This window comes from Pseudomonas wadenswilerensis (assembly GCF_900497695.1).
Classification (GTDB): Bacteria; Pseudomonadota; Gammaproteobacteria; order Pseudomonadales; family Pseudomonadaceae; genus Aquipseudomonas; species Aquipseudomonas wadenswilerensis.
Genome location: NZ_UIDD01000009.1, coordinates 208,876 through 216,591, shown reverse-complemented (window position 1 = coordinate 216,591; position 7,716 = coordinate 208,876). Strand labels below are relative to the sequence as shown.

At 60.6% G+C, this 7,716-nt stretch carries 8 protein-coding genes and 2 rRNA genes; 6 read left to right on the top strand and 4 right to left on the bottom strand.

Features of this window, described 5'->3' with window-relative positions:
* Positions 1 to 1,048 (top strand): 23S ribosomal RNA (locus CCOS864_RS18850); the annotation flags it as partial.
* Positions 1,049 to 1,182: 134 nt separating this feature from the next.
* Positions 1,183 to 1,298 (top strand): 5S ribosomal RNA (gene rrf, locus CCOS864_RS18845).
* Positions 1,299 to 1,450: 152 nt separating this feature from the next.
* On the opposite strand, the gene queD is transcribed toward rrf, so the two are convergent.
* Together queD and CCOS864_RS18835 are read right to left on the bottom strand one after the other, a co-directional pair.
* The gene (gene queD, locus CCOS864_RS18840; protein WP_010226613.1) at positions 1,451 to 1,807 is read right to left on the bottom strand and encodes a 6-carboxytetrahydropterin synthase QueD; all 357 of its coding nucleotides are present in this window, start codon (positions 1,805 to 1,807) and stop codon (positions 1,451 to 1,453) included.
* Between the two features lie 49 nt (positions 1,808 to 1,856).
* Positions 1,857 to 2,939, bottom strand: a complete 1,083-nt coding sequence (locus tag CCOS864_RS18835; RefSeq protein ID WP_115087844.1) for a patatin-like phospholipase domain-containing protein — start codon at positions 2,937 to 2,939, stop codon at positions 1,857 to 1,859.
* Between the two features lie 157 nt (positions 2,940 to 3,096).
* On the opposite strand from CCOS864_RS18835, the gene CCOS864_RS18830 reads away from it, so the two are divergent.
* Genes CCOS864_RS18830 through CCOS864_RS18815 form a run of 4 tightly spaced genes read left to right on the top strand, consistent with a single transcriptional unit; the run spans position 3,097 to position 5,703 of the window.
* Positions 3,097 to 3,405 (top strand): PepSY domain-containing protein, encoded by a 309-nt coding sequence (locus tag CCOS864_RS18830; protein WP_045201338.1) that lies wholly within the window; start codon positions 3,097 to 3,099, stop codon positions 3,403 to 3,405.
* Entirely contained in the window at positions 3,405 to 3,719 is a 315-nt protein-coding gene (locus tag CCOS864_RS18825) for a PepSY domain-containing protein (protein WP_115087843.1), read from the top strand. The genes CCOS864_RS18830 and CCOS864_RS18825 overlap by 1 nt, the downstream gene beginning before the upstream one ends.
* The gene (locus CCOS864_RS18820) at positions 3,719 to 4,387 is read left to right on the top strand and encodes a response regulator transcription factor (protein WP_115087842.1); all 669 of its coding nucleotides are present in this window, start codon (positions 3,719 to 3,721) and stop codon (positions 4,385 to 4,387) included. Before CCOS864_RS18825 ends, CCOS864_RS18820 begins: the two co-directional genes overlap by 1 nt.
* Positions 4,384 to 5,703, top strand: a complete 1,320-nt coding sequence (locus CCOS864_RS18815) for a sensor histidine kinase (RefSeq protein WP_115087841.1) — start codon at positions 4,384 to 4,386, stop codon at positions 5,701 to 5,703. The genes CCOS864_RS18820 and CCOS864_RS18815 overlap by 4 nt, the downstream gene beginning before the upstream one ends.
* A gap of 85 nt (positions 5,704 to 5,788) precedes the next feature.
* On the opposite strand, the gene CCOS864_RS18810 is transcribed toward CCOS864_RS18815, so the two are convergent.
* Both CCOS864_RS18810 and CCOS864_RS18805 read right to left on the bottom strand, forming a co-directional pair.
* Positions 5,789 to 6,640 carry an ABC transporter permease gene (locus CCOS864_RS18810; protein ID WP_115087840.1) on the bottom strand — a complete coding sequence of 284 codons (852 nt, stop codon included), beginning with the start codon at positions 6,638 to 6,640 and terminating at the stop codon, positions 5,789 to 5,791.
* Positions 6,637 to 7,623: an ABC transporter substrate-binding protein gene (locus tag CCOS864_RS18805; protein ID WP_115087839.1), complete on the bottom strand. Its 987-nt coding sequence runs from the start codon at positions 7,621 to 7,623 to the stop codon at positions 6,637 to 6,639. The genes CCOS864_RS18810 and CCOS864_RS18805 overlap by 4 nt, the downstream gene beginning before the upstream one ends.
* Positions 7,624 to 7,716: the final 93 nt, after the last annotated feature.

Here is a 7,716-nt window from a genome sequence, read left to right as displayed (position 1 = left end):
GATGGGGTTAGCTAACGCGAAGCTCTTGATCGAAGCCCCGGTAAACGGCGGCCGTAACTATAACGGTCCTAAGGTAGCGAAATTCCTTGTCGGGTAAGTTCCGACCTGCACGAATGGCGTAACGATGGCGGCGCTGTCTCCACCCGAGACTCAGTGAAATTGAAATCGCTGTGAAGATGCAGTGTATCCGCGGCTAGACGGAAAGACCCCGTGAACCTTTACTATAGCTTTGCACTGGACTTTGAATTTGCTTGTGTAGGATAGGTGGGAGGCTTTGAAGCGTGGACGCCAGTTCGCGTGGAGCCATCCTTGAAATACCACCCTGGCAACTTTGAGGTTCTAACTCAGGTCCGTTATCCGGATCGAGGACAGTGTATGGTGGGTAGTTTGACTGGGGCGGTCTCCTCCTAAAGAGTAACGGAGGAGTACGAAGGTGCGCTCAGACCGGTCGGAAATCGGTCGTAGAGTATAAAGGCAAAAGCGCGCTTGACTGCGAGACAGACACGTCGAGCAGGTACGAAAGTAGGTCTTAGTGATCCGGTGGTTCTGTATGGAAGGGCCATCGCTCAACGGATAAAAGGTACTCCGGGGATAACAGGCTGATACCGCCCAAGAGTTCATATCGACGGCGGTGTTTGGCACCTCGATGTCGGCTCATCACATCCTGGGGCTGAAGCCGGTCCCAAGGGTATGGCTGTTCGCCATTTAAAGTGGTACGCGAGCTGGGTTTAGAACGTCGTGAGACAGTTCGGTCCCTATCTGCCGTGGACGTTTGAGATTTGAGAGGGGCTGCTCCTAGTACGAGAGGACCGGAGTGGACGAACCTCTGGTGTTCCGGTTGTCACGCCAGTGGCATTGCCGGGTAGCTATGTTCGGAAGAGATAACCGCTGAAAGCATCTAAGCGGGAAACTTGCCTCAAGATGAGATCTCACTGGAGCCTTGAGCTCCCTGAAGGGCCGTCGAAGACTACGACGTTGATAGGTTGGGTGTGTAAGCGCTGTGAGGCGTTGAGCTAACCAATACTAATTGCCCGTGAGGCTTGACCATATAACACCCAAGCAATTTGAGCGAAAGCCAGATTACGGTGTTGTGAAGACTGCAAAGCCGAGAATTTGTAACTCACAAACATCACATACCCGATTCGCTGGAGTGTCTAACAAGACCTTCTGGCAACAGAATTTCTTGACGACCATAGAGCATTGGAACCACCTGATCCCATCCCGAACTCAGCAGTGAAACGATGCATCGCCGATGGTAGTGTGGGGTTTCCCCATGTGAGAGTAGGTCATCGTCAAGATTAAATTCCGAAACCCCTATCTGCGTATGCAGGTAGGGGTTTTGTCTTTCTGGGGTCTGTGGGAGCGGCGTCGCACCGCCGCTCCCACAGGACTGAAAACCAGGCAAAAAAAACCACCCCGTAGGGTGGTCTCTTCACATCCATTTACCGACTCAGTCGCCGTAATACTCGCAACCACTGGTGCAGGTCTCATGAATGCGCACCTTGGAAAGCTCAGGCAACAGCGGCTTGACCTGGTCCCAGATCCACTTGGCGATCACTTCGCTGGTCGGGTTCTCCAGGCCAGGAATATCGTTCAGGTAGTTGTGGTCCAGTTGCTCGTACAGCGGCTTGAAGATCGCCTTGATCTCGGAGAAGTCGCGGATCCAGCCGGTATGTGGATCGAGCGGGCCAGTCAGGTGCAGGGCAACCTTGAACGAATGGCCGTGCAGGCGACCGCACTTGTGCCCTTCAGGCACGTGGGGCAGGCGGTGGGCCGATTCGAACGTAAACTCTTTAAAGATTTCCACGATGTCTTGACTCAGTAAACCAATGCTGGCGGCCAGTTTACCAGCATGGTCACTTCAGTGGTTGCAGATGCGCGTGCAGCTTGCCGGTTTCTATCAGCTCGAGCAGCTCATCGCCCAGACGCTGGCTTTCGGCCATTGCCTTGTGCCAATAACGCTGACGGCTGCCAGCATCGCCCATGAAGCGCTTGAAGTCGCTACGATCCGGCAACTTGCCGTAGGGAAGGCTGGCCAGATACTGCGGCGAGGGTGCCAGCAGCAGCACGTTGCGCAGCCGATCAACATCGCCACGGCGCCACGGCAGGGCCTTGTCGAACCACCCGGGGATGACCTTGTCGGTGAAGTGCGGGTAGAGCACCAGGTCATTGCCGGCGTAGGGCAGGTCCAGGTGATAGTCCAGCAAGCCGCCATCCCGATAGGTTCCCTGGCCCACGCCCGGAATATCGCGCACACCTTCCATGACCATGGGGATAGACCCGGAAGCCAGCAGGGCATGGCGCAAATTGGCGACGTCCAGGTGCAGGCAGCGCGACGGGAAGTCGGTCAATGGCTGCAGCGGCGGAGCACTGCGGGCATCATGAAGAATGATCCGCTCGAAGTGACGGGACAGGCGCGGGCGGCCGATCAGGTTGTCGGCGATCACAGACGACAGGCCCATGCCCAAGCGTCCGCGATGATCGTGAGCAAGCAATCCATGGCTCTTCACCACCATGATGTTCAGGCGATAGTCAGCACTTTCGAGGATCTGCGCGTCGCGTCCTTCGAGCAATTCATCGAGCATGCGCTCGCAGCTGCGGCTGACTTCGGCTTGAGTCACGCCCTTGGCAAAGTCCTGTTCGGTGTAAAGCTGTCCCAATCGCTGCAGGGCCTGGGCCGGGTTGGGCAGGCAGGCACTGGCGAAGCGCCAGGAACCGATCGAGGCGCCGATCAGTGAGCGTTCTCGCGGTGCGCTGGGGAGCCACTGGCCGAACAGCGCCAGGTCCAGCCCTTGAATGCCGAGGGCCTTGGGGCCGCCCGCAGCACCCGGCAGCACGCCCACATCCGCTGCCTGCAAGCCTCGCTCACCAATACGCTGCAGGGCACGGCTACCAGCCTTGAGGGTCAGGGCCGGGTACTTGATATGGATTGCGCTCATACGGGCCTCGCTGTGTTGAGCCGCAATTATAAAGAACAGCGTCCAGATGTGGGGCTGGGCTGCGCTATCATGTCGCCAGTTGTTTTCAGCTTCAATTAAGTTCGGTTGGGTACTCTAGGCCCCGTAGAAACATTTTTGATCTCAACGGAGAGACACCATGAAAACTTTGACTGCCCTGTTCGCCACTGCTGCCCTTGCCCTGAGCGCCAACGTTGCGCTGGCTAAAGACATTCCGACCAATGAAGTGGTCAAGCTGGTTCAGGCCAAGACCATCATGTCTCTGGACGACTTGAACGCCAAGGCGCTGGCCAAGCACCCAGGCGCTACCATCAAGGATTCCGAGCTGGAGGACGTCTACGGCCGCTATGTCTACAAGGTAGAACTGCGTGACGCCCAGAACGTCGAATGGGACGTTGATCTTGATGCCAAGACCGGTGAAGTCCTCAAGGACGCCCAGGACACCTGATGAGCCCTTGCATGCGAACAGCACAGACACTTCTCATTGCGCTGTTGGCCCTCTGCTCGCTGGCTTCGGCCCGTGACCTCGATCAGGATGAAGCCCTGCAACTGCGGGAGCGGGGCATCATCCTGCCGTTGGAGCAACTGCTTAAAGACGCCCTGGGACGCTATCCCGGGGCGAGGTTGCTGGAGGCGGAGCTGGAAGAGAAACACGACAGATACGAGTACGAGGTCGAATTGCTGACCCCTGAAGGCGTAGTGCGCGAGATCAAGCTCGATGCTACCAATGGAGCGCTGCTCAAAGACGAGGAAGATGACTGATGCGCCTGTTATTGGTCGAGGACAACGTGCCGTTGGCAGATGAACTGACCCAGAGCCTGCAACGCCAGGGCTATGCGGTCGACTGGCTGGCTGACGGCAGGGATGCGGTCTACCAGGGTAGCAGCGAACCTTACGACCTGATCATTCTGGACCTCGGCTTACCCGGCTTGCCGGGCCTTGAAGTGCTGGCCCAGTGGCGTGCATCGGGGCTGTCGACACCGGTGTTGATCCTCACCGCGCGTGGGTCCTGGGCCGAGCGCATCGAGGGCCTCAAAGCCGGCGCCGATGACTACCTGAGCAAGCCGTTTCACCCGGAAGAACTGCAGCTGCGCATCCAGTCGCTGCTGCGTCGTGCCCGTGGCCTGGCCAACCAGCCGACCCTGGAAGCCGCCGGCCTGCAACTGGACGAAGGCCGCCAGTGTGTGACCCGCGCCGGTGTCGACATCCAGCTCACCGCTGCCGAGTTTCGCCTGCTGCGTTACTTCATGCTCCACCCGCAACAGATCCTCTCGAAAAGCCACCTGGCCGAGCACCTCTACGACGGTGAAACCGAGCGCGATTCCAACGTCCTGGAAGTGCACGTCAATCACCTGCGCCGCAAGCTCGGCCGCAGCGTGATCGAAACCCGCCGCGGCCAGGGTTATCGCTATGCCGGGAGCAGCGAGTGAAGTCGATCCAGGCACGCTTGAGCCTTGGCCTGATTGCGGTACTGGTGCTGGTCGGGCTGGTCCTGGCCCAGCTCAGCCTGTGGCTGTTCGAAGCCGGGCTGCAACGCTACCTGGAGACCGGCCTGCGCAAGGAAAGCGAAAACCTGCTGGTGGCGCTGGTGCGCGGCCAGACCGGCCTTGAACTGGATGAGCGACGGATTTCCTCGGCCTACAAGCGGCCGTTTTCCGGCTATTACTTTCGCATTGATTTCGACGGCGGCAGCTGGCGATCGCGTTCGTTGTGGGACATGGACATGCCAGCGCCGCAAAGCCCCGGTCTGCACACCGGACTGGAACTGGGGCCTGAAGGCCAGCAACTGCTGGTACTGCGCGCCGATTACCGGCGCCTGGGTCAGGCCATTTCCATCAGCGTCGCCCAGGACTACACCCCGGTACGGGATGGCTTCAGGCGCATGCAGCAGATCGGCCTGGGCCTGGGCCTGGTCGCGCTGTTGCTGATCCTGGTGCTGCAACGCATCACCGTGACGCGCTCTTTGCGCCCACTGGAGCGTGCCCGCGAACAGATCGCCCAGCTGCAGCAAGGCCAGCGTTCGCAGCTCGATACTCAGGTACCGACAGAACTTGAGCCCCTGGTCGCGCAGATCAACCACTTGCTGGCCCACACCGAAGACAGCCTGCGCCGTTCACGTAATGCCCTGGGCAACCTCGGTCATGCCCTCAAGACGCCTCTGGCGGTGCTGCTCAGCCTGGCCTCCAGCGAACGCCTCAAGGACCTGCCGGAAGTTCGTGCCCAGTTGCGCGACCAGCTCGAGCAGATCCAGCAGCGCCTGAGCCGCGAGCTCAACCGCGCGCGGCTGGCCGGTGACGCATTGCCGGGCGCGCAGTTTGATTGCGATGCCGAATTGCCAGGGCTGCTATCGACCCTGGGCATGATTCATGGCGAAGGCCTGGAACTGAGCAAGCACGTGGCGCCGGGTTTGCTCCTGCCTTGGGACCGTGAGGACCTGCTGGAGCTGTTGGGCAACCTGCTGGACAACGCCTGCAAATGGGCGGACAGCGAAGTGCAGCTGAGCATCGAAGAACAGCCGCAACACTATTGCCTGTGGATCGACGACGACGGTCCCGGCATCCCGGAGACGGCCCGTGAACAAGTTCTCGAGCGCGGTACCCGGCTTGACGAGCAGGTCGATGGCCACGGCCTGGGCCTGGGTATCGTGCGCGACATCGTCGAGGCCTGGGGCGGGCAGATGCGTTTGCTGGAAAGCCCGCTGGGTGGTTTGCGGGTCAGCATCGAGCTACCGCGCAAGGTCAGATAGCATCGCGGGGCAAGCCCGCTCCCACAGACTTTGTGGGAGCGGCGGTGCGGCGATCCGACTTGCCCCGCGATGAGGTCTGCAAATTCTAACCGCGCCGCACCTGCCCATACGCCTGACTAATCCGGTCAATCACCATCGCCAGCGCCACAATCGCCAACCCGGCCTCCACCCCTTTGCCGACATTGAGTGTCTGAATCCCCGCCAGTACATCTTCCCCCAACCCGCGCGCGCCAATCATCGAAGCGACCACCACCATCGACAGCGCCATCATCACCGACTGGTTGAGCCCGGCCATGATGCTCGGCATCGCCAGCGGCAGTTGCACCCGCCGCAGTCGCTGCCAGCGACTGGCCCCCAGGCCGTGAGCCGCCTGGGTCAGGCTCGGGTCGATCTGGCTCAGGCCCAGTTCGGTCAGGCGGATCAAGGGCGGCAGGGCATAGATCAGGGTGGCGAAGATTGCCGGTACCTTGCCCAGGCCGAACAGCATCAGCACCGGGATCAGATAGACGAAACTGGGCAGGGTCTGCATGACGTCGAGCACCGGCATCAGCAGCTTGCGCGCCAAGGGCCGGCTGGTCAGGAGGATGCCGACCGGGATGCCGATCAGCACGCACAGGCCGGTGCTCACCAGCACCAGCGCGCAGGTTTGCAGGAGCTTGTCCCACAGGCCGACCACGCCGATCAGAAACAACAGGCCGCTGAGCACCAGGGCGCGGGTGATGCTGCGGCTGGCGTGCCAGGTCATCAGCGCGACGATCACCAGCAACAGCCACCAGGGCGTCAGGCGCAGCAGGTTTTCCAGGCCGACCAGCACTTGCAGCAAACCATCGGAAACATTGCGCAATTGATCGCCGTAAGCCAGTACCAGCCAATCGACGAAGCGGTTAACGGCGTCGGCAAAGGAGAAGTGCAGCGCTTCGGGGAAGCCTCCACTCACAGGCTCGCCTCGACCTTGCCCGCGATCTCGGCGGGTAGCCAGGCTTTCCAGATGTTCGGGTTATCGCGCATGAACCTGAGCGCTGCCTCCTTGGGCGCCTCGCGCTTTTCGCTCATCTGCGCCAGGGTCTTGTTGAGGGTGTCGATAGGCAGGTCGACCTTGGTGAAGAACTCGACCAGTTCCGGATAATCCTTTTTGAATGGCGCCGAAACACCGATGGACAATTTTGCCGGCAGTGAACGCGTGCCTTGCGGGTGCGGATGGCTGGCGTCGGTCAGGGTCTGCCAGGCCTCGGCATTGAACGGCGGTTCCTCAAGGCGTACCAGGTCGAAACGCCCCATCAGCGGGGTAGGGCTCCAGTAGTAGAACAGCACCGGTTTGCCACGGCGTATGGCCGAGGTGATTTCGGCATCGAGTGCGGCGCCCGAGCCACTGCGAAAGTTCACGTAGTCATTGTGCAGGCCGTAGGCCTTGAGCTTCTGGCTGTTGACGGTCTCGGAAGTCCAGCCGCTGGGGCTGTTGAGGAAGCGGCCCTTGTCGGGGGATTCGGGGTCCTTGAACACGGCCTTGTACTGTTTGAGGTCGGCCACCGAGCGCAGATTCGGCGCCAGATCCTTGATCACGTACGCCGGCACATACCAGCCTTCATCGGCATTCTTCACCGTATCGCCGATGCTGAACACCTGGCCGGCCTGCTCGGCCTTGATCCAGGCGGGGCTGCGACCGGCCCATTCTTCGCCGATGACCTGGATGTCGTTGCGGGCCAGGGCCACTTCCATGCTCACGGTGCTGCCGGGCAGGGTGTCGGTGGGGTAGCCGTAGCCTTTCTCGACGATCAGCCGCAGGATCTCGGTGGTGAGGCTGCCGCTTTCCCAGGTGATGTCACCGAAGTGGATGGGCGTGGAGTTGTCGGCGGCGTGGCTGGAGGGTATCAGAGCCAGCGCAAGGAGAGCGCTGGCCAGCAGGGTAGTGATCGGCTTCATTGTGCCTCGCTCGCAGGGTAGGGAGTCTGGCAAGTGTAGTAGAGGAGAGCCGGCAGGTTTTTGTGGGAGCTGGCTTGCCAGCGATGAGGCCTG

Bases quoted from the DNA above. Each gene is read 5' to 3' on its own strand.
- CCOS864_RS18825 (WP_115087843.1), top strand. From the start codon at position 3,405: ATGAGCCCTTGCATGCGAACAGCACAGACACTTCTCATTGCGCTGTTG.
- CCOS864_RS18835 (WP_115087844.1), bottom strand. From the start codon at position 2,939: ATGAGCGCAATCCATATCAAGTACCCGGCCCTGACCCTCAAGGCTGGT.
- CCOS864_RS18805 (WP_115087839.1), bottom strand. From the start codon at position 7,623: ATGAAGCCGATCACTACCCTGCTGGCCAGCGCTCTCCTTGCGCTGGCT.
- CCOS864_RS18820 (WP_115087842.1), top strand. From the start codon at position 3,719: ATGCGCCTGTTATTGGTCGAGGACAACGTGCCGTTGGCAGATGAACTG.
- CCOS864_RS18830 (WP_045201338.1), top strand. From the start codon at position 3,097: ATGAAAACTTTGACTGCCCTGTTCGCCACTGCTGCCCTTGCCCTGAGC.